The organism is Microbacterium sp. SS28 (assembly GCF_022761035.1).
In the GTDB taxonomy this organism is placed as follows: domain Bacteria; phylum Actinomycetota; class Actinomycetes; order Actinomycetales; family Microbacteriaceae; genus Microbacterium.
The window spans coordinates 323,665-342,547 of record NZ_JAKWJP010000004.1; the positions used below are offsets into that span (position 1 = coordinate 323,665).

General features: G+C 71.8%; 21 protein-coding genes. 16 read left to right on the forward strand and 5 right to left on the reverse strand.

Going from position 1 to position 18,883, the window contains the following annotated elements; translation table 11 throughout:
* Window positions 1–100: 100 nt before the first annotated feature.
* From allB to MJ607_RS13125, 5 genes are all read left to right on the forward strand, one after another.
* Window positions 101–1,447 carry an allantoinase AllB gene (allB, locus tag MJ607_RS13105; RefSeq protein WP_243076038.1) on the forward strand — a complete coding sequence of 449 codons (1,347 nt, stop codon included), beginning with the start codon at window positions 101–103 and terminating at the stop codon, window positions 1,445–1,447.
* A complete protein-coding gene (locus MJ607_RS13110; protein WP_243076039.1) occupies window positions 1,444–2,547 on the forward strand; it encodes an acetamidase/formamidase family protein in 1,104 nt (367 codons plus the stop codon). The genes allB and MJ607_RS13110 overlap by 4 nt, the downstream gene beginning before the upstream one ends.
* Entirely contained in the window at window positions 2,544–4,145 is a 1,602-nt protein-coding gene (locus tag MJ607_RS13115; RefSeq protein ID WP_243076040.1) for an AtzH-like domain-containing protein, read from the forward strand. Before MJ607_RS13110 ends, MJ607_RS13115 begins: the two co-directional genes overlap by 4 nt.
* Window positions 4,146–4,224: 79 nt before the next feature.
* Entirely contained in the window at window positions 4,225–5,454 is a 1,230-nt protein-coding gene (locus MJ607_RS13120; protein ID WP_243076041.1) for an alanine--glyoxylate aminotransferase family protein, read from the forward strand.
* A gap of 22 nt (window positions 5,455–5,476) precedes the next feature.
* Window positions 5,477–6,799 (forward strand): allantoate amidohydrolase, encoded by a 1,323-nt coding sequence (locus MJ607_RS13125; RefSeq protein ID WP_243076042.1) that lies wholly within the window; start codon window positions 5,477–5,479, stop codon window positions 6,797–6,799.
* A gap of 90 nt (window positions 6,800–6,889) precedes the next feature.
* Here the strand turns inward: MJ607_RS13125 and MJ607_RS13130 are convergent, their stop codons facing one another.
* On the reverse strand, window positions 6,890–7,285 hold the full coding sequence (locus MJ607_RS13130) for a hypothetical protein (RefSeq protein WP_243076043.1): 396 nt from the start codon (window positions 7,283–7,285) through the stop codon (window positions 6,890–6,892).
* A 59-nt stretch (window positions 7,286–7,344) separates the two neighbouring features.
* Window positions 7,345–8,079 carry a hemerythrin domain-containing protein gene (locus tag MJ607_RS13135; protein ID WP_243076044.1) on the reverse strand — a complete coding sequence of 245 codons (735 nt, stop codon included), beginning with the start codon at window positions 8,077–8,079 and terminating at the stop codon, window positions 7,345–7,347.
* A 160-nt stretch (window positions 8,080–8,239) separates the two neighbouring features.
* Here MJ607_RS13135 and MJ607_RS13140 point away from each other — a divergent pair, with 160 nt between their 5' ends.
* The 4 genes from MJ607_RS13140 to MJ607_RS13155 all read left to right on the forward strand — a co-directional run bounded on the left by MJ607_RS13140 (window position 8,240) and on the right by MJ607_RS13155 (window position 11,053).
* Window positions 8,240–8,806, forward strand: coding sequence for an SRPBCC family protein (locus MJ607_RS13140; protein WP_243076045.1), 567 nt, complete (start codon window positions 8,240–8,242; stop codon window positions 8,804–8,806).
* Between the two features lie 466 nt (window positions 8,807–9,272).
* Window positions 9,273–9,476, forward strand: a complete 204-nt coding sequence (locus tag MJ607_RS13145; protein WP_026059428.1) for a cold-shock protein — start codon at window positions 9,273–9,275, stop codon at window positions 9,474–9,476.
* A 95-nt stretch (window positions 9,477–9,571) separates the two neighbouring features.
* Window positions 9,572–9,958: a PPOX class F420-dependent oxidoreductase gene (locus tag MJ607_RS13150; protein WP_243076046.1), complete on the forward strand. Its 387-nt coding sequence runs from the start codon at window positions 9,572–9,574 to the stop codon at window positions 9,956–9,958.
* 108 nt (window positions 9,959–10,066) lie between these two features.
* A complete protein-coding gene (locus MJ607_RS13155; RefSeq protein ID WP_243076047.1) occupies window positions 10,067–11,053 on the forward strand; it encodes a hypothetical protein in 987 nt (328 codons plus the stop codon).
* A gap of 42 nt (window positions 11,054–11,095) precedes the next feature.
* Here the strand turns inward: MJ607_RS13155 and MJ607_RS13160 are convergent, their stop codons facing one another.
* Complete coding sequence (locus MJ607_RS13160; protein ID WP_243076048.1) at window positions 11,096–11,236, reverse strand: hypothetical protein; 141 nt, start codon at window positions 11,234–11,236, stop codon at window positions 11,096–11,098.
* A gap of 113 nt (window positions 11,237–11,349) precedes the next feature.
* On the opposite strand from MJ607_RS13160, the gene MJ607_RS13165 reads away from it, so the two are divergent.
* From MJ607_RS13165 to MJ607_RS13190, 6 genes are all read left to right on the forward strand, one after another.
* A complete protein-coding gene (locus tag MJ607_RS13165) occupies window positions 11,350–12,798 on the forward strand; it encodes a YdiU family protein (RefSeq protein WP_243076049.1) in 1,449 nt (482 codons plus the stop codon).
* A gap of 111 nt (window positions 12,799–12,909) precedes the next feature.
* Window positions 12,910–13,329 carry a MarR family winged helix-turn-helix transcriptional regulator gene (locus MJ607_RS13170; protein ID WP_243076050.1) on the forward strand — a complete coding sequence of 140 codons (420 nt, stop codon included), beginning with the start codon at window positions 12,910–12,912 and terminating at the stop codon, window positions 13,327–13,329.
* A gap of 66 nt (window positions 13,330–13,395) precedes the next feature.
* Window positions 13,396–13,635: a PLD nuclease N-terminal domain-containing protein gene (locus MJ607_RS13175; protein ID WP_243076051.1), complete on the forward strand. Its 240-nt coding sequence runs from the start codon at window positions 13,396–13,398 to the stop codon at window positions 13,633–13,635.
* A 5-nt stretch (window positions 13,636–13,640) separates the two neighbouring features.
* Window positions 13,641–14,135, forward strand: coding sequence for a GNAT family N-acetyltransferase (locus tag MJ607_RS13180; RefSeq protein WP_243076052.1), 495 nt, complete (start codon window positions 13,641–13,643; stop codon window positions 14,133–14,135).
* Between the two features lie 77 nt (window positions 14,136–14,212).
* The gene (locus tag MJ607_RS13185; protein WP_243076053.1) at window positions 14,213–15,265 is read left to right on the forward strand and encodes a hypothetical protein; all 1,053 of its coding nucleotides are present in this window, start codon (window positions 14,213–14,215) and stop codon (window positions 15,263–15,265) included.
* On the forward strand, window positions 15,262–15,642 hold the full coding sequence (locus MJ607_RS13190) for a GntR family transcriptional regulator (protein WP_243076054.1): 381 nt from the start codon (window positions 15,262–15,264) through the stop codon (window positions 15,640–15,642). The genes MJ607_RS13185 and MJ607_RS13190 overlap by 4 nt, the downstream gene beginning before the upstream one ends.
* A gap of 83 nt (window positions 15,643–15,725) precedes the next feature.
* On the opposite strand, the gene MJ607_RS13195 is transcribed toward MJ607_RS13190, so the two are convergent.
* Window positions 15,726–17,840 carry a RecQ family ATP-dependent DNA helicase gene (locus tag MJ607_RS13195; RefSeq protein ID WP_243076055.1) on the reverse strand — a complete coding sequence of 705 codons (2,115 nt, stop codon included), beginning with the start codon at window positions 17,838–17,840 and terminating at the stop codon, window positions 15,726–15,728.
* 49 nt (window positions 17,841–17,889) lie between these two features.
* A complete protein-coding gene (locus MJ607_RS13200) occupies window positions 17,890–18,372 on the reverse strand; it encodes a GNAT family N-acetyltransferase (RefSeq protein WP_243076056.1) in 483 nt (160 codons plus the stop codon).
* 130 nt (window positions 18,373–18,502) lie between these two features.
* Between MJ607_RS13200 and MJ607_RS13205 the strand changes: the two genes are divergently transcribed.
* Window positions 18,503–18,880 carry an MmcQ/YjbR family DNA-binding protein gene (locus MJ607_RS13205; RefSeq protein ID WP_243076057.1) on the forward strand — a complete coding sequence of 126 codons (378 nt, stop codon included), beginning with the start codon at window positions 18,503–18,505 and terminating at the stop codon, window positions 18,878–18,880.
* Window positions 18,881–18,883 lie beyond the last annotated feature (3 nt).

The window sequence follows — 18,883 nt, forward strand, 5'->3', positions numbered from 1 at the left end:
CGTTTCCCGCGGATTACGTTCCCCGGTCCGCCCTCACCCGGTCGGGAGCCTGCGGCAGCGCGGAAACACCCGGGAAACGCGCCGGGGCTAGCGTGAGCGCATGACAGCGAGTCCCGCCTCGATCGCCGCGCGACGCGCGTACATCGACGGCGGCTGGGCGCCTGCGACGGTCCGCATCGCCGACGGCGTGATCGCCGCGATCGACCCGTTCGACGACACCGCCGACCTCGTCCTGCCGGGCGACGCCGCGCTGCTGCCGGGCCTCGTGGATTCGCACGTGCACCTCGACGAACCGGGCCGCACCGAGTGGGAGGGCTTCGCGACGGGCACGGCCGCCGCGGCCGCCGGCGGCGTCACGACGGTGCTCGACATGCCGCTCAACTCGGTGCCCGTCACGACGACCGTCGAGGCGCTCGCCGCGAAGCGCGCCGCCGCCGCGGGCAAGCTCGCCGTCGACGTCGGGTACTGGGGCGGAGCCGTGCCCGAGAACCTCGGCTCGCTGCGGGCGCTCGCGGCGGCCGGCGTCGTCGGGTTCAAGTGCTTCCTCGCGCCGTCGGGAATCGACGAGTTCGGCCACCTCGATCCGACGCAGCTGGAGGCGGCGCTCGCCGAGATCGCGGAGTTCGACGGCGTCCTGATCGTCCACGCCGAGGACCCGGCGCACCTGCACGCCGACGGCGCTCTCGGCCGCCACTACGCCGACTTCCTCGCGTCGCGCCCGCCCGAGAGCGAGGCTGCCGCGATCGAGGCCGTCATCGAGGCATCCCGCCGCACGGGCGCCCGCGCCCACATCGTGCACCTCTCGGACGGCACGGCGCTCGACGCCGTCCGCGCCGCGAAGGCCGACGGCGTGCGGCTCACGGTCGAGACGTGCCCGCATTACCTCACCCTGCGCGCCGAAGACGTCCCGGACGGTGCGGGCACCTTCAAATGCTGTCCGCCGATCCGGGATGCCGCGAACCAGGATCTGCTGTGGGACGGCGTGCTCGACGGCACGATCGACGCGATCGTGAGCGACCACTCGCCCTCGACGCGCGCGCTCAAGGAACAGGGCGGCGGCGACTTCGGACTCGCGTGGGGCGGCATCGCGGGCGTGCAGACGGGACTCTCTGCGGTCTGGACGGCGGCGCGGGGACGCGGCATCCGTCTCGAGCGAATCCTTCCTCTCTTCACTACCGGACCCGCCCGCATCGCGGGGCTCGGAACGCGCGGCACGATCGCGATCGGCGAGCCGGCGCACCTCGTCGACTTCCGTCCCCACGAGTCGTGGACGGTGCGCGCGGCCGACCTCGAGTACCGCAACAAGCTCTCGCCGTGGGACGGCGCGACGCTGCGCGGCCTCGTCGCCGAGACGTACGTGCACGGCGCGCTCGCCTACCGCGGCGGTGTCGCCGCGCGCCGCGGCCGTGAGATCCTGGCGCCACCGCCCGACGAAGGAGCGCCGTGACCGTCGAGATCCTGCAGCCCGGCACGGGCGACGTGCCTGGCGACCACTACCTGCCCTCGACGCCCGAGACGGTCCTGTGGGGCCGGCTTCCGTGCGGGACGGATGCCGCGGTCCTCACGATCTCCGCGGGCGAGACCGTCACGGTCGACACTGTGAGCCACGAGGGCATCCTCGAGGACCAGGGCAAGGACCCGCTCGCGTATTTCGGCGGGCGCGGCGTGGAGGCGGCATCCGTCCTCTCGGATGCCGTGCAGCTCGCCGCGACCCTCGCGCGCGACCCCGCGGCCGACGGCCCGCACATCGTGACGGGCCCGGTCTTCGTGGCGGGCGCCGAGCCGGGCGACCTGCTCAAGATCACGGTCGAGCGGCTCGTGCCGCGCGTGCCGTACGGCGTCATCTCGAACCGGCACGGCAAAGGCGCGCTCGTCGGCGTGCTGCCGCGGTCGGAGGGGAGCGTGAGCGTCTTCACGCCCGTCGAGCGGCGCGAGAGCGGCCTGGTGGGAGTGCTGCCGCTCACGCACGGAGGGCAGCGCATCGTCGAGTTCCCGCTCGCGCCGTTCCTCGGCACGATGGGGGTCGCGGTCGCGGGGGGCGAGCGGCCGCACTCGGTGCCGCCCGGGTCGCACGGCGGCAACATCGACATCAAGCTGCTCGTCGAGGGGACGGTTCTCTACCTTCCCGTCCAGGTGCCCGGCGCCCTCGCCTATGTGGGAGACCCGCACTTCGCGCAGGGTGACGGCGAGGTCGCGCTGACGGCGCTCGAGGCGTCGCTGCGTGCGACGCTGCGGTTCGACGTCGTGCCCCGCGCCGAGGCGCTCGCCGAGTTCGGGGATGTCGCGGGTCCGCTCGTGCAAACCTCCGAGTTCCTCGTGCCGACGGGACTCGACCCCGACCTGAACGTCGCGATGCGCAAGTGCGTGCACGCCGCGATCGAGCTCATCTCGGCCCGCTGGGGCATGGACGAGCACCTCGCCTACGCGTACCTGAGCGCCGCGACCGACTTCGACATCTCGCAGGTCGTCGACATCGTGTGCGGCATCCATGCCCGCATCCGCGAAGCGGACTTCGCCGCGGTGACGCGCGAAGGAGGTGCCGCATGAGCGACGCGCACGCGCTGCCCGACGACCTGTTCACGGCGTTCGAGGACTACGAGCGGGCGATCCTCTCGAACGACCTCGACGCCCTCGACGCGGCGTTCGCGCCGGGTCCCGACACGATCCGCGGCGACGGCGCTGGCCTGCTCGTGGGGCACGAGGCGATCAGCGCGTTCCGCAGCGTGCGGGGCGGGGTGCCGCCGCGCACGATCGAGCGCGTCGAGTACCGTCCGCTGAGCGAGGATGCCGCGCTCATCGTCTCGGTCTCGCGGTATCACGGCGGCGGGACCGGTCTGCAGACGCAGCTGTGGGAGCGGATCGGCGCCCGCTGGCTCATCACGGCGGCCCACGTCACGCCGCGCGCGCAGGCCCTGGACCGCTCCGTGTGGCGGACGGTCGGCGATCCGCTGTACCAGGGTGCGTGGGAGGGTCCGCTCGCGGGGCTGACCGTCGCGGTCAAGGATCTTTTCGCGATCAAGGGCTACCGCATCGGCGCGGGCAATCCGACCTATCTCGCCGAGGCGCGCGCCGAGACGACGACGGCACCGGCCGTCGGCGACCTGCTGCGCGGTGGGGCGTCGCTGCGCGGCATCGCCCGCACCGACGAGTTCGCGTACAGCATCGCGGGCGACAACGCCCACTACGGCACTCCGCCCAACGGCGCGCTCCCCGGTGCGCTCCCCGGAGGATCCTCGAGCGGACCGGCCTCGGCCGTCGCGAGCGGGCAGGCCGAGATCGGGCTCGCGACCGATACCGCGGGGTCGATCCGCGTGCCGGCGTCGTACCAGGGGCTGTGGGGGCTGCGGACGACCCACGGACTCGTGCCGCGGCAGGGTCTGCTGCCCCTCGCGCAGTCGTTCGACACGGTCGGCTGGCTCACGCGCGACGGCGCGACGCTGCAGCGGGTCGCGGAGTGGTGCCTCAGCTACGACGGATCCGAATCGACCGAGAGCGTCTACGGCGAGTCCGGGGCCGACCTGCCGTGGCGCCTGTTCGTGCCCGAAGAGGTGCTGGCTTCGGTCGAACCCGACACCCGCGCGGCCTTCGACGCGCTGCTCGCGCGGGTCGCGGCATCCGACGATCCGCCGGTCTTCGCGCGCGTGCCGCTCGGCAGTCTCGACGACTACTTCGAGCCCTTCCGCACCGTGCAGGCCGCCGAGGCGTGGCGCAGCAACGGCGACTGGGTCACAGCGCATCCGGATGCCGTCGGCACCGCCGTCGCCGAGCGCTTCCGCTTCGCGGCCGGGGTGACGGCCGAGGCAGAGGCATCCGCTCGACGCGCCCTCGATCCGCTGCGCGAGCACGTGCAGTCACTCGTCGGCAACGGCGTGCTCATCATGCCGACCCTGCCGGGGCCCGCGCCGCTGCGCACGCACGACGGCGCGTCCGTCGACGCGATCCGCCAGGCGACGCTCCGGATGACGACGCCCGCCGCCGTCGGAGGCCTGCCGGCCGTCTCGGTGCCCCTGCTGACGGTGTCGTCGCGGCTCGGCCCCGCGCCCGTGGGCGTGTGCCTCGTCTCGCGCGCCGGGACCGACATCGCCCTCGTCCGCCTCGCGCGCCGCCTCGCCCGGATCGTCGCCGACCCGTGGCTCGAGTCGTGACGTGCGGGGCACCCCGCCTGGACGGGGCGGATGCGGCGGCGCCGCAGGCGAGCCAGCGCCACCGAGAGGACGAGATCTCATGACCACGATTCCGGGACCGATCGATCCGCCTACGCGCCTGTTGATGGGGCCGGGCCCGATCTCGGCGTACCCGAGCGTGCTGCGGGCGATGTCGGCGCCGCTCGTCGGGCAGTACGACCCCTTCATGACGACGGCGATGGCGCAGACGCAGGAGCTCTACCGTGGGGTCTGGTCGACCGCGAACGACGCGACGCTGCTCGTGGACGGCACGTCGCGCGCCGGCATCGAGGCGGCGCTCGTGTCGCTGATCCGTCCCGGCGACCGCGTGCTCGTGCCGGTCTTCGGGCGCTTCGGGCACCTGCTCGCCGAGATCGCCGAGCGCGCGATGGCGGAGGTGCACACGATCGGGACGGCGTGGGGCCAGGTGTTCACGCCCTCGGCGATCGAGGAGGCCATCGAGCGGGTCCGGCCCGCGGTGCTCGCGATCGTGCAGGGCGACACCTCGACGACGATGAACCAGCCGCTCGACGAGCTCGGCGCGATCTGCGCGAAGCACGGCGTGCTGTTCTACACGGATGCGACGGCGACGCTGGGCGGCAACGCCTTCGAGGCCGACGAGTGGGGACTGGATGCCGCGACGGCGGGCCTGCAGAAGTGCCTCGGCGGCCCGTCGGGGTCTGCTCCGATCACGCTCTCGGACCGTGCCGTGGCCCTCGTGCAGTCGCGCAAGAAGATCGAGGCCGGCATCCGCGAGCCGGGCGATCCGTCGGCGCCCGACTTCGTGCGGTCGAACTACTTCGACCTCGGCATGATCCTCGACTACTGGGGTCCGCGCCGCCTCAACCACCACACCGAGGCGACGTCGATGCTCTACGGCGCCCGCGAGTGCGCGCGCGTGCTGCTGCTCGAGGGGCGGGATGCCGTCATCGAACGCCACCGCATCGCCGGATCGGCGATGCTCGCCGGCGTCGAGGCGCTCGGCCTCGCCGTCTTCGGCGACGTCGCGCACAAGATGAACAACGTCGTCGCGGTCGAGATCCCCGAGGGCGTGCCGGGCGACGCCGCCCGCGCGGCGCTGCTCGAGGACTTCGGCATCGAGATCGGCACGTCGTTCGGACCCCTCCACGGCCGCGTGTGGCGCATCGGCACGATGGGCTACAACGCGCGGAAGGATGCCGTGCTCACGACCCTCGCAGCGCTCGAAGCGGTGCTCGCGCGCTTCGGCGCCGTCGTGCCGACCGGCGGCGGGGTCGAGGCCGCGGCCGGCGTGTACGCGGGCGCGGCATGACCGATCGGCGGGCGCGATCCGCATGACCACGCGCCTGGGCGCCACCCCCGACGAGGTCGCGACGGCGGCCCGGCGGGTCATGGCGCGCTGCGACGAGCTCGCCCACGTCACCTCGACGCCCGGCCGCATCGAGCGCGTGTACCTCTCGCCCGAGCATGCGCGGGTCAACCGCCTCGCGGCGGAGTGGATGCGCGAGGCCGGCATGACGACGAGACAGGATGCCGCGGGCAACCAGGTAGGCAGGCTCGGGCCGCCCGAGGCCCCCGCCCTCGTGATCGGGTCGCACCTCGACACCGTCCCCGACGCGGGCCGCTACGACGGCATCGCGGGCGTGCTCATGGGGCTCGAGGTCGTGCGTCTGCTGCGCGCGCCGGGCGCCGACGGGGGATGGGTCTCGCCCCTGCCGTTCGCCCTCGAGGTCATCGCCTTCTCGGACGAGGAGGGGACGCGGTTCGGCAAGGCCTTGCTCGGGTCGTCCGCCGTCGCGGGCCAGTGGGATGACGCCTGGTGGACGCTCACGGATGCCGAGGGGACGACCGTCCGCGAAGCGTTCCTCGACTTCGGCCTGGACCCCGGACGCATCGGCGAAGCGGCCCGGCGCCCCTCCGAGCTCGTCGCCTATCTCGAGGCGCACATCGAGCAGGGTCCCGAGCTCGACCGCCGCGGCGAATCCCTCGCCGTCGTCTCCTCGATCGCGTCGGCCCGGCGCTTCCAGCTCGTCGTCGAGGGCGAGGCACGCCACGCGGGCGGCACGCCCTACGACATGCGCCGCGACGCGCTGCTCGGCGCCTCCGAGTCGGCGCTCGCCGTCGAGCGCCTGTGCCGGGCCGAGCACCACATCATCGGCACCGTCGGGCAGCTCGAGGCCTTTCCGGGAGCGGTCAACATCGTGCCGGGCGAAGCGCGGTTCAGCCTCGACCTGCGCGGAGAGTTCGACGGTGCGCGGGACCGCGTGTGGGACGCGATCTCGCGCGAGCTCGACGACATCATGGGCCGCCGCCACCTGCGCTGGACCGCCCGCGAAGTGCACAGCGCGCCCGCCGTGTTCTGCGCACCGCTCCTGCAGGACGTCCTGCGCGAGGGCATCCTGTCGACCGTCGCGACGCCCTCTCTCACCGCCGGGGCGCCCGCAGCCTCGGGGCGCGAAGACCCCGCGACCCTCTTCAGCCCCGCGGGGCACGACGGCATGGCGATCGGGTCGATCACAGACGTCGGGATGCTGTTCCTGCGCAATCCCGACGGCATCAGCCACCACCCCGACGAAGCCGTCTCAGAAGGCGACGTGGGCCTCGGCATCCGGGCCCTCGCGGAAGCCGTCCTGCACCGCGCCGCCGAACCCGCCTGACGCGTGCGCTTGCGGAGGTGTTGTCTGCTTCGGAGGAGGATCCACGCGATCGCGTCCTCCGACTGAGGACATCTCCTCCGTCGCCGCCCGTCAGACCGCCGAAGCGAGCTCGCCCCAGCCCATCGCGATGAAGAACGACAGCACCGCCAGGACGGCGCACACGGGCACCATCGTGTAGCGCTCGGGCTTGCTCCGCGACACGGCGTTCATCGCGATGCCGAGCACGAAGTAGCCGAAGACGACCCACATCGCGATCTCGGAGAATGGCTCGTCGAAGACGTCGATCGCCCCCACGCGGTCCCATGCGATCACCGCGATGAGGGCGTAGACGAGGATCGAGACGGCGCTCCCGATCCGCAGGCGCGCGGGCAGCACGCGGTGCTGACCGCCCCACGCGAAGCGCCCGAGCGGAGCCCCGAAGACGAGCGCGAGCTGGAAGAGGGCCAGGAGGCCCAGGACGACGGTGAGGGCGAGCGCGAAGAGCACGCCTCTCACCGTAGCGACGCCGAGGACGTCGATGCGCGCTCAGGCGGGCGGCGAGGCGGTCACACCATCGCGGGCACGAGACGGCGGGGATACAGCTCGTGCATGGCCCGCTCGTACCGCCGCTTCATGAGCAGGAGGTACAGCACCCGGATCGGCGCCGGCACGTTCGTGTGGAACCACTCCTCGCGCTCGGCCTCGGGAACGCTCGCGAGCAGCAGGCCGAGCTGCAGCGACAGCACGTCACGCCCCAGCTCCTTGCGGTGCGCCGTGAGTTCGGCGCGCGTGTGGGTCTCGAGCTCATCCCACTCCTGCTGCGAGAGGACCGCGCCGGCGACCGGGAGGATGTCGTCCTCCTCGCGGCCGAGATGCACGAAGAGGGTGTCGCGCAGGACCTCGATGTCGCCCGCGAAGGTGTCGCGCAGACGGGCGTCCGCCGTCGCCATCCACGGGGAGCGCTGGGGCTCGATGCGGGTGAGCTGCGCCGCGACCTCCTCGTGCTGCGCCCGCATCTGATCGACGTGCACGACGCACGCGGGATCCCGAGTCGAGAGCCGATCCCACAGCATGAGGTCCTCGGTCTCGTGGTGCAGGTGCAGCGCGTAGAAGTCGAGCTTCGCGAAGTCCCCGACGACGACGGCGCGGGCGGTGTCTCCCGCCTCGACCTCGCGGATCAGCATCGGCAGCTCGCTGTACAGCCAGCGGAAGATGCGATGCACGAGGATCAGGCCGGAGGTGTCGCATCCCGGACTCTGTCCTTCCGGAAGCGCCCCCGACGACGGCAGCTTGGCAGCCATTTCGTCCCCCCGATCTCGCGCCGCATGGTCTGCAGGCGACGGCTCAGGCCCCTCGAACAGCCGCAGGATATACCCGGGAGGCCCTCACCACATCAGGGTCGGCTGCGCGCGCTCCGCGGAAGATCTTGCCCCGCGGGACCAGGGGACTACCATGACGCCCATGGGGAACGACACCCCCGGCGGACGAGACCTCGGTGCCGCCGCCGTCGGGTTGCAGGTGAGAGTGACGGAGCGTCGCTGGACGCGCCGCATCCTCGTCGAGGCCACCGTGAACCACGGCGTCGAGGCCGTGTTCCCGTACCTGGCGGATCCTCTGCGGTGGCACGACTTCGCACCGGCGGTCGCCTTCCGCAGGCAGATCGACCCGGGGCCGCCCGAGATCGGGACGAGGTGGATGGCGACCGACCGGATCGGACCCTTCCGGATCCACTTCACGGATCGCCTCGAGGAGATCGACGAGAACCGGCGGGTGGTCTGGCTGTCGTCGGCGCCGTGGAACGCGCGGGTCGAGTACGAGTGCGCGGCCGCGCACGAGAAGACGCACGTCCGAGCGGACTACGAGGGCGACCTGAGCGACTCGCTGCGCTGGCAGGTCGGATGGATGCCGGTGTGGGGCTGGCATCGGATCCTCGCCGGGGACTTCCGCCGGCTGGATCGACTTCTGACGCTCCAGGCCCGGGCGGCGGGCTGGTGGGAGCCGCGCCCTGCCCAGGCCCGTGATGGCTAGGGATCCTGCCGTGGTACGATTGAGGGCTCCCACATGGGGGCTGCGCGTCCCTCCCTCCGCATCGCTGTGGAGGTGCAGATGCGGACGCCCCACCACTTCATTGCGGCAGCTGCACACCGCCATGCGCTTGAGAGCCCCACCTCTCGCGCCCGAATCGATTGACATGATCTTCACCTCCCCTCTCAGCGTCACCTGGCGCCAGGCCGACCACGGCGTGTTCGTGGCGACGGCCGCCGAGGAGTACGCCGGGTTCATCCACGACGCGCCCGCGGGCGTGTGGGCGCACGGCGCCCGCGGTGAGAACCTCGGCCTGTACGCCACGGAGGAGCTCGCACGGGCCGCTGTCGCGGACCGCATCGAGCGCACGGCGTTCCCCCTCGCCTCCTCCCGCCCATATCGTCCGCACCGCATTCGTCGGCGCGGCACCCCCGGTCGCTCAGGCGGCCCGAAGAATAGGAAAGACACGATGGCCACTGGCACCGTGAAATGGTTCAACTCGGAGAAGGGCTACGGGTTCATCGCACCCGACGACGGCTCCGCCGATCTCTTCGCTCACTTCAGCGCGATCACCGGAGAGGGCTTCAAGGAACTCCGCGAAGACCAGAAGGTCGAATTCGACGCGGAGCGCGGCCCCAAGGGCATGCAGGCAGCCAACATCCGGCCGCTCTGACAACCAGCTCTGATGACGCCCGCCTCGGCCACCGGCCGAGGCGGGCGTTGTTCTTTCCCCACGCCGCCGTCCCGCCGCCCGGCTAGCGTGGGAGCGTGCGTGAACTGAGCCCTGCCGGCATCGAATTCGTCCGCGTCCGCCATCTCGCGACCCTTTCGACCCTCGCGCCGTGGGGCGGGATCCACACAGTCCCCGTCGGATTCACGTTCCATGGCGGCATCCTGCGCATCATCACGTCGGGCGATTCCCAGAAGGTCCGCAACGTCCGCAGGGACGCGACGGCGACGATCAGCCAGCTCGACGGCGGTCACTGGATCACCTTCCAGGGCGTCGCGACAGTCCACGACGACCCCGCCGCTGTCGCCGAGGCCGTCGCCCTCTACGCGGCCCGCTATCGCCAGCCGCGCGAGAATCCGCGTCGCGTCGCGATCCACATCACGCCGCAGCGGCTCATGGGCAGCGCCCTCATGGTCGAGAAGTAGGGCTCTTCCCTCGACGACGCACGTGTCCGCCGAACGGCCTACAGACCGCGGTGATCGACGGGTCTAGCCTCCGAGATGTTGCCGACGATGACGTTGAAGGGTGCAGAGATGAGCGAATCGCGCGAACCGAGCCGTCTGATCCCGCCGGGCTGGGTGGGCGGCTTCGCCCAGTCGAATCCCGCCTTCGCGTACCCGGATCCCGATCTGTCGTCGCTTCCGATGCTTCCCAACATGGCGAACATCGGCAAGCTCGACCGGCAGCAGGCGGTGCTCTGGCCCGAGTTCTCGTGGGAGTCGGATCCGGGTGTCCCGAGCTCGCGCTGCTATCAGATGTTCGCGCCGGACATCTCGCGGATCGGCTACGACGACGCGGGGCGCGTCTACTCGATCATCTGCCCGCAGCAGGGAGTGGTCTTCGCCTCTCTGGGCTGTCTCAACGTCGAGGTCAGCGTCACGGGCCAGCGAGGGTGGGTCGACGAGCCGGCCAAGACGCTCGCGGGCGACCTCGAGGTCACGGGGAAGATATGGTTCAGCCCCAGCGCGAAGGAGAACAGCCTCGTCAAGTGGCTCTGGAACGAGTTCATCACGTCGGGCCATCCGTTCCCGCACGACAAGGACCACGCGATCAAGGTGGCCACCTTCGATCCGGGCAATCCGCAGCAGCCGATCTTCCCGCTCCGGCAGAGGGAGAGCACGGCCTTCCCGAGCCCCGCCTTCGCGCGGCATGAGGACGTCGCCTGGAATGTCGGTCACATCGCCGTCGAGATCGGCGACATCGCCACGACGGGCGATGAGGTGGCCGACGATTTCAACGCGCTCGTGATGGACCTGTTCAACGCCTATGCGGGCAATCTGCTCACGCCCGGGAACACGCTGACCTGGAACGTCTGGTTCGACGAACCCCAGCTGGTGAACCGCTACGAGTGGGCCACCCACGCGGAGCGGTGGCGCAAGTCGATCGACGCCGACCACGGCAGCCCCGACGGACCCGGCACCTCGGCCCGCTACTTCGACGGCGCGCCGTACCGGCCGCTCGAGGCCGCGGTCGAGCGAGAGCTCGAGGCGATCCTCAGGTTCATCGAGTCCCACCTCTGAGCCCCCTCGGCCCGACTGTGGGCCGCGGATCATCGCGGCAGGTCAGACCGGCTCGGTGGTGCGGATCGGACCGCAGGTCAGGCACGACCATGCGACCAGGAAGCGCTCATCGTCGAGGATCTCGAACGTGAGCGGGTCGCCGCACGTCGGGCAGTGTCGCAGATCCGCAGCACGCGCCGTCATCCCGCCAGCCTAGGGAGTGCGGCTGGAGATCTCCTCGGGGCGGCGCGGCCGCCGTGTTACGGCGTGGGGCGGCCGTCCTTGGCCGGCAGGAGGCGCTCGCCTAGCGTGGCGGCGTGACTCTCGAGGGCGGACAGGCGGAGACCGCCCTGCGGACGGCGACGCTTGTCGAGCACGCGCCGCCCGCGCTCGAACGGGTGTGGGCGGGTGCCCTGTCGGAGCTATCCAGGCACGTGACACCCGTGCGCACTCCCGACCCCCGTCTCCTGGTGCTGAACGACGAGATCGCGTGTGAGCTCGGATTCGACACGGACTTCCTGCGATCCGCCAGTGGCGCGCGCTTCCTCACTGGGGAGTCGCTCGGAGCGGGTTCGACGCCCGTCGCACAGGTCTACGCGGGGCACCAGTGGGGCGTCTTCACGCCGATCCTCGGGGACGGGCGCGCCGCCCTGCTGGGCGAGCGCCGCGACCGCGACGGGCGGCTGCGCGACATCCACGTGAAGGGGATCGGCCCGACGTCGATGTCGCGCGTCGACGGCTTCGCCGTCGTCGGGCCCATGCTCCGCGAGTTCCTGATGGGCGAGGCGATGCATGCGCTGGGCGTGCCCACTACGCGGGCGCTCGCCGTCGTCGCGACGGGTGCGCCTCGCGATCTCGACGGCCGGGTGCTGCCCGGCGCCGTGCTGGCGCGCACGGCGTCGAGTCACGTCCGATTCGGCTCCTTCGAGTACGTGCGCGCGCAGGACGATCCGCCCCTGCTGAGGCGTCTCGCCGACCATGCCATCGCCCGGCACTATCCGCGAGCGGCAACGGCGCGGCATCCGTATCGCGCACTGCTGGAAGGAATCGTGGATGCCGCGGCCGCCGTCACCGCCGCGTGGACGCGCGTCGGGTTCGTCCACGGCGTGCTCAGCACCGACAACGTGCTCGTCTCGGGCGAGACGATCGACTACGGTCCGTGCGCCTTCCTGGACGCGTATGAGCCCGGGGCGTACTTCAGCTCGATCGACCGGTTCGGCCGCTATGCGTACGACAGGCAGCCGGCCATCATGCGCTGGAACCTCGAGCGGCTCGGCGAGGCACTCGCCCCGATCCTCGACGCCGACGCGCTCGCGGGGGAGCGGCTCGCCGCAGAGATCATCGACGCGTTCGACACGCGCTATCGGGTGCACTGGGTCAGCGCGTTCCGCGACAAGCTCGGACTCGACGACAGCGTCCGCGAGGCTGTCGTCGCCGACCTCGCCGCCGCTGCCGAGGGCGACGAGCGACCGCTGCGCGGGCGATTCCTGGGCCCCGTCGCGGCCCTCGACGCGTGGCTGATCCGCTGGACGTCGGAGATCCCGGATGCCTCGCGCATCCGCGCCGCGAACCCCGTCTACGTCCCGCGCAACCACATCGTCGAGGAGGTCCTCGGCGCGGCCACGGAGGGCGACCTCGAGCCGTTCCGGCGGCTGCTCGAGCTGGTGAGCGATCCCTTCACGGAGCGCTCCGGGGCGGAGTACCGCCGCTACGCCCGGCCCGCGCCGGCCGGCGCACCACGCCACCGCACCTTCTGCGGCACCTGATCGTCAGCGGCCGGCACGAGCCCTGGCGGTCGTGCTCTGCGCCGGCAGGGTAAACTGGATGCTCTGGAAGAATATTCCACGGAATATACAGTGACTGAGCGGAGTCCCCACGTGAGTCGCAGCACGGACTTCTTCGACGCCGTCGTCGGCTATGAGACGGCTCTGTGGGGTCACGTCGCCGAAGTCCTCGAGCAGCGTGGTCGGGTGAGCCTCGGCCAGCTCGGCGCGATGCGGATCATCCACCGCTTCTCGGGGACGTGTCGCGTGCACGAGGTCGGCGCGGGGCTGCAGATCACAGTGGGCGCGGCGAGCAAGCTCGTCGACAGGCTCGAGCAGTCCGGCCTCGCGCAGCGGCATCCCAACCCCGAGGATCGGCGCTCGTCGCTCGTGATCCTCACCGCCGAAGGCGAGAAGGCCCACGACGAAGCGATGGTCGTGTTCGACGAGGCCCTCACCGCGCACCTCGCCGAGGCCGAGGAGGACGCGGCCACCGTCGCCGCGCTGCTCGATCGGCTTCGACGGCGCCTGTGACGCCGCTGCCCCCCGAAGGCGCTGGGCGCGCATACGGATCGGCCGGCGATCTCGTAGGTTGAACGAGTGGGCGAAGAGACGAATCCGCTGATCCCGGCCGGCTACGACATCGTGTGGTCGGTGGTCGCGGGCCTGGTCATCGCGCTCGTGATCGTGGCGCTCGTCGTGCTCGCGCGCTCCGCGAAGCGATTGACCCCGCTCGAGGCTCTCGTGTGGACCCTCGTCGTTCTCTTCGTTCCCGTGCTCGGCCCGCTCGCCTGGCTGACGATCGGCCACCGGTCGGCGACGCCCGAGCGCAGCAGTTGACGGGCGTGCGCGAGACGCAGGTGCGCGTCGCGGATCTGAGCGGGCCGGATGCCGCGGCGGTCGGCTCTCTCGTGCGCGCGTACCTCGTGCAGACGGAGCGCGAGAAGCAGACCCACCTCGGTGAGCCTTTCGTCGCGGAGCGCCTTCCGGACCGGTACCGGGACGAGGTCGCGCACCCTGCGCGCGCCTACGACGGTGCAGTCGTCTTGGTCGCGGAACTCGACGGCGCGACCGTCGGCGTCGCCGTCGTCCAGGACGCGGGCGAGGCGGGTGAGCTCAAGCGACTGTGGGTGGATCCTCGCGCGCGAGGTCACCGAGTCGGCTCGGCGCTCATCGATGCGGCCCTCGACGGCCGAGACCGACCGCTCCGACTGACCGTCTGGGACTGGCGCGTCGATGCCGTCGAGCTCTACCGTCGCCGCGGCTTCGTCCCCGTGCCGTCGTGGGACGAGCGGCCGCGGCTGCTGTGCTTCGAGTGGCGGGCGACCCGCGGCCTCTAGGGGTCCACGACTCCATTGTGCTGTCCGTCTGACACAAGTTGTGATAGACAGGTGACACAACAAGGATCGGAGACGGGATGCCGCACCGCAGCACCTCCTCGTTCGGGCTGACCGAGCTCGTGGCGGCGGCCTTCTCACTGCCGCTGATGTCGCTGTTCATCGCGCTGATCGTGGGAGGCGTCATCCTCGTGATCCGCTCTCGGCCAGGCGGCGCGGGCTCGCGCGCAGCACGATCCTCCGAAGCCGTCGCCCGATCGGTGCGGGCGCGATACGTGCCCGAGCACCGCGCGGCGGGCATCACGGCGATCGCCGTCGTCGTCCTCTTCACGGTGGACAATGTTGTGCGCGGGTATCTGATCGTCGCCCCCGATCTGGTCGCCTGGTGGCGATTCGCCACCCCGGTCGTGTGCGCGGCAGTCGGGCTGGGCGTCGCCCTCGCGCTGATCCGCACCCGCGGGACGACCGCCCCCGAGGCGCCCGTCGTGCCCACGGCGCGGCGCACGTGGCTGAGCTTCAGCAGGCGAGGTGCCGTCATCGGCGCGGGCATCGCTTTGCTCGCGCTGACGGCGACGACCATCACGGCGGGATTGGCCTCGTCGGCGGACGGCGAGGGGCGGCATGTCTGGCTCGTGATCCCCGCGCCCAACGAGGCGCAGATCGACCCGATCCGGGTCGGCTTCTACGGATGGGCCTACGGCGTGCCCGTGCTGATCGGCCTGGCGGCGCTGTCGGCGCTGACCTGGGCGGTGCTCCACGCGAACGCAGCGCGCCCCTACCTCCGGCCCGAGACGGTCGCGGCCGAGCGCGACGCGCGTCGCGAGGTGGCTGCCGCCGCCGTGGCCATTGCGACCGCGACGATGCTGCTCGCGCTGGCGGGCGCGTGGCGACTCATCGCCCGCGCCGGGTCGGTCTCACAGCTGACGATCACCGGCTCGGACGCGCCGGCGCCGTACGAGGTGGCTTGGCGGTACGCCGAGCTCGCCGTCGCGGCCGGCTGGCTCGCGCCGATCCTCGAGGTCACGGCGTTCGTGCTCCTCATGCTCGTCGCGAGTCGACTGTGGCGCGGATCGTCGGATGCCGCACCGGCACGCGAGGCATGGCTCGGGTCCAGGGCCGAGGCGACTCGGTGACGACACAGCCGATCCTGTCTGCGGCGGACGAAGCGAGCCCGACGCGAGACATCTACCGGCAGCTGCGCGGCCTCATCGTCTCGGGGCAGCTCGGCGCGAACGAGCGGCTGCCCACCGTGCGGCAGACCGCGAGCGACCTCGGCGTCGCGCCCGGCACCGTGGCGAAGGCGTACAAGCTGCTCGAGCAGGACGGTCTCGTCGTCAGCCGCACCGCCGCCGGCACGCGCGTCGCGGAGTCCGCGGCCGTGCTGCCGCGGTCGGTCCTCCGGCACATCCGCGAGCTCGCCGCCGAAGCCGCCGCGACGGGAGCCGACCCCGACGACGTCATCGACGTGCTGCGGGTCGTCTGGCGAACGGGCTCCGCGCCGCCGGACTGACACCGGCCAGGGGTGCGGTCAGTCCACTCGGCGCCCACCGATCGCGTGCCGCGGGGAGACGGACGAGCGAGCCGCGTGAGACCTCAGCCGCGCAGCGCGAGTGAGAACGGCAGGACGGCGGTCGCACCGGCCCTGCGCAGCTCGCGCGCAGCGACCGTCATGGTCCACCGGCTGTCCACGAGGTCGTCGACCAGCAGGACGGGACCGCGCGGGACGTCGAGACCCGCGGCGCTGAACCGTCCCCACACGCCCGCGAGCCGGAAGGCGCTGTTGCCACCGGGGCCACCCGTCGGGCCGCCGTCCACCGGGTCGAGGGCGCCCAGCATCGGCATGCGGCCGACCTCGGCGATGCCGCGCGCCAGGGTGGCGACGAGCTGCGGCTTCGAGCGCGACGGCATCGCGACGACGGCGACGGGACGCTCGGCCCAGCCCCAGTCGGCCAGCACGCGCACGCACGCGGCCAGCACGTTAGGCGGCACGGGGACATCGGAAGCGCCCGCCGCGAACATCTCGCGCAGGGTGCCGCCCCAGCCGAGGTCGGTAAGGCGGGCGAGCGCTCTGCCCTCGTCGGACTGCTCGTCGGCCGGGATGCGTCCGCGCGCCGGAACACCGAGCCGGTCGGCACCGGTCGGCCACTGCCGCCGGGGTTCGATCGGGACTCCGACGCGGTCCAGGGCGCCGGATGCGGCATCCGTCGCCTCTCTGCTCACCGTCGTCGGGAACCAGGCGCCCGCGCAGTTGTCGCAGCGACCGCAGGGCGTCGCGGTGTCGTCGTCGAGCGAGCGCTGCAGGAACTCCATGCGGCACGCGCCGGTCTCTTCGTACTCGATCATGTGCTGCTGCTCGGCGATGCGCTCCGCGGCGATCCGGCTGTAGCGGTCCTCGTCGTACGTCCAGGGCTCACCGGTCGCGCGCCAGCCGCCCTGCACGCGGACGACCGCCCCGTCGACGTCGAGCACCTTGAGCAGCAGCTCCAGCGGAGTGCGACGGATGTCGACCATGGCCTCGAGCGCGGGAGTCGAGAGCGGAGAGGTGGATGCCGACAGCGCGGAGAGGACGCGCTCGGCTCTGTCGCGGTCGGGCATCGAGGCTGTCGCGAAGTAGTGCCAGATGTCGTGGTCTTCGACGCCGGGGAGCAGCAGCACATCGGCGGAGGCCGTCGCGCGGCCCGCGCGCCCGACCTGCTGGTAGTACGACACGGGCGACGACGGCGCGCCGAGGTGGACGACGAAGCCGAGATCGGGCTTGTCGAACCCCATGCCCAGAGCGCTCGTCGCGACGAGCGCCTTGACGCGGTTGTCTTTGAGGAGCGCTTCGGACTCCTCGCGCTCGTCGGGGTCGGTCTGACCCGTATAAGCGCGGACGTCGTACCCGCGATCGCGCAGCAGCCGGGCGGTGTCGTTCGCCGCGGCGACGGTGAGCGTGTAGATGATGCCCGAGCCGGGCAGGTCGCCCAAGTGACTGATGAGCCACGCGAGCCGGCTCGGTGCGTCGCGCAGCCGCAGCACGCCGAGCCGCAGCGAGCTGCGCGCGAGCGGTCCGCGGATGACCAGGACATCGGAGCCGGCGCCCTGGTCGAGGTCGCCGAGCTGCTCGGCGACATCCGCCACGACTCGGCTGTTGGCCGTCGCGGTCGTCGCGAGCACGGGAACCCCGGCGGGGATGCGCGCGATCAGGTCGCGGAGCCGCCGGTAGTCGGGACGGAAGTCGTGACCCCAGTCGCTGATGCAGTGCGCCTCGTCGATGACGAGAAGACCGATGCGCGGCACGAGCTGCGGCAGCTGCTCGTCGCGGAACGACGGGTTGTTGAGCCGCTCGGGAGACACGAGCAGCACGTCGACCTCGTCACGGTCGAGCTGCGCGAGCACGTCGCTCCACTCGTGCGCGTTGGTGGAGTTGATCGCGACAGCCCGCACCCCGGCCCGCCGGGCCGCGGCGATCTGGTCGCGCATGAGGGCAAGCAGCGGCGAGACGAGCACGGTCGGCCCGGCGCCGCGACGACGCAGCAGCAGCGTCGCCACGAAGTAGACGGCGGACTTTCCCCAGCCCGTCCGCTGCACCACGAGCGCCCGGCGGCGGCCCTCGACGAGCGCCTCGATCGCCTCGAACTGGCCCTCGTGGAAGTCGGCGTCGTCACGGCCGACGAGCGAGCGGAGGACGTCGAGCGCCTGGGCCCGGGCGGATGTCGTCGCGGTCATGCGCTCTACTCTTCCTCGTGTCACGGACACCGGGCTCCCCGTGTCTGCGTCAGCCTCGCCGATCGGGCTGCCCGCGCACGCCGTCCAGGGCCCGCGACCAGGCGACCTCGCGCTCGAGCTGGCCGCTCACGGTGAAGAGTCGCACCTGATGGGCCAGCGGGAGCACCGAGGCGAGTTCGTCCCGGTCGGCCGGAGTGAAGCCGAGCTGCTGCCAGAACGGTCCCGATCGACGGGAGAACAGCCACGCACGATCCGCGCCGGCCGCGTGAGCCTGCGCCAATGCGTATCGTGCGAGCCGCACTCCCGCGCCCGCCCTGCGCAGCGGCGGTGCGACGGCGACGCTGCGGATCAGGGCATGCCGGTGGTCCGCGCTGAGCTCGAAGCCCGTGCTGCCGACGATGGCGCCGTCCTCACCGCGCTCCACCCACAGCCGGACGGTCGGTGCGTCGAGGCCCGCGACCGTCAGGTCGGCTTCGTGGAGGAACGCCTGCAGCGCCTCCACATCGTCCGCCGATACGCGCGTCAGGGCCACACGTCCATGTTCCCCGATCCGGCGGGCTGTCCGGGGCGTCGCGTAGTCTGACCCGCAGATCGGGTCGACGACGGCTGCCCGGCCGCTTGTGCGTCGGGTGGATTCCATGACGGCCCACGGAGGCCGCAGAATGCACGACGACCCACTCAGCCGATACGCGAGGGATCGCGCCGACGAACTGCCCGGCGCGGGGCTCGAGCACCCCTTCGGACCGGAGTGGGACGTCTTCAAGGTGCGGGGCAAGGTCTTCATGCTCATGACCTCGTCCACGGGCGACCCCATCGTCAACCTCAAGGTCGACCCCGAGGACGGCAAGGCGCTGCGCGAGGCGTACGCGAGCATCACGCCGGGGTATCACATGAACAAGCGGCACTGGATCACGCTGCGCCCCGACGGCAGCCTGCCGAAGGACCTGATCGACGACCTCGTCACCGAGTCGTACCTCCTCGTCGTGCGCAACCTGCCGCGCGCGAAGCGCCCCGTCGACCCGGACACCTTCGGGAGGTGACGC